Annotated in this window: 1 protein-coding gene; it reads left to right on the top strand. The window is 63.7% G+C overall.

Going from position 1 to position 1,514, the window contains the following annotated elements; all coding sequences use genetic code 11:
• Positions 1–119: 119 nt before the first annotated feature.
• Positions 120–1,202: an IS110 family transposase gene (locus tag AO501_RS14925; protein ID WP_055578467.1), complete on the top strand. Its 1,083-nt coding sequence runs from the start codon at positions 120–122 to the stop codon at positions 1,200–1,202.
• Positions 1,203–1,514 lie beyond the last annotated feature (312 nt).

The raw sequence follows: 1,514 nt of genomic DNA on the forward strand, positions 1-1,514 counted from the left end.
CTAGACGGTATGGAGGCGACTTGAGGCCGAAGGCCTCGGGCTGCAATCGGACGTGGGTTGCCGATGGCGGGTGAACACTCGCATCGGTAGAGCCACAGTTGCAGATCAGGAGGCCTCCGGTGAGTTTTAACGGTACGAGTGTCGGGTTGGATGTGCACGCGCTTTCAGTGGTTGCGCATGCCGTCGATGAGGAAACGGGTCGGGTCGAGCGGGCGCGGTTGTGTCCCGATCATGGCGAGATCCTGGATTGGTTGCACCGGCTGCGTGGCCCGGTACGAGTGGCTTATGAGGCCGGGCCGACGGGGTTCGGACTCGCACGCGCGTTGTCCGATGCCCAGATCGAGTGCGTGGTCGCCGCACCGTCGAAGTTGATCCGCCCGGCTGGGGATCGGGTCAAGACTGACGCCCGTGACGCAGCGCACCTGACACGGCTGTTGCGCTTGGGCGAGATCATTACGGTTACCGTGCCCGAGGCCGAAGTGGAGGCGGTGCGGGATCTGGTTCGCGCCCGCGAAGACGCCCGCGCCGATTTGATGCGGGTCCGCCATCGGCTGTCGAAACTGCTGCTGCGTCAGGGCCGGGTGTATTCGGGTGGGCCGGCCTGGAATGGGGTGCACGAAACCTGGCTGCGTCGTCAACGATTCGACGATTCCCACACCAGCGCGGCCTTTGATCACCACTTCGATGCAGTGCTCACCGCGACTGCAGCTCGGGATCGCCTCGACGAGCAGATCGTCACGATTGCGGCCTCACCACGGTGGGCTGACCCGGTCAACCGGTTGGGGTGTCTGCGCGGAATCTCGGCATTGACCGGACTGGCGTTAAGCGTCGAGATCGGCGACTGGACCCGGTTCACCGGTTCCTCGATCGGCGCTTACGTCGGCCTGGTGCCATGCGAATACTCCTCGGGTGCATCCCGGGTGCAGGGTTCGATCACCAAAGCCGGCAACGCGCACGTGCGGCGGTTGTTGATCGAATCGGCCTGGCACCACCGCGCCGCTTACCGCAACCCCGGTCCGACGATGCGGGCACGTTGGGCCAAGGTCGACCCAGCTCTCAAGGACCGCGGCCATGCCGGCAACCGGCGCCTGCACCAGCAGTGGTGTCGGTTCAACGAACGTAAGAAGCCTCACGTCGTGGCCAACGTCGCCATCGCCCGTGAATTGGCCGGCTGGTGCTGGTCACTGGCCACACTGAAGTAACTGGCCACCACCGAACTTGATCGGAGCCAGCCCGTCGACGGCGAGGTAAGCGAACTGGATCTGCGGGAAAGCTATGAGCAACAACAGGATTCATTGAGTACTGGTGTGACGCCCGTCCCTAGACAGCAGCCACCGTTCGCGCCGAACACTCGTCTTGCGGTACCCAACCCGCGCATATCAGTCTGACACCACCGTCGTTGACCAACGACCGCCGCGACACCGACTGACCCCGATCAAACGAAAGCCGCCCCGGCACCAAACCGGGGCGGCTTTCACCTGCCTCTTGACAACAGATGCCTACATATCAGCTTT

It is taken from the genome of Mycobacterium gordonae, assembly GCF_001417955.2.
Lineage (GTDB): Bacteria > Actinomycetota > Actinomycetes > Mycobacteriales > Mycobacteriaceae > Mycobacterium > Mycobacterium gordonae_B.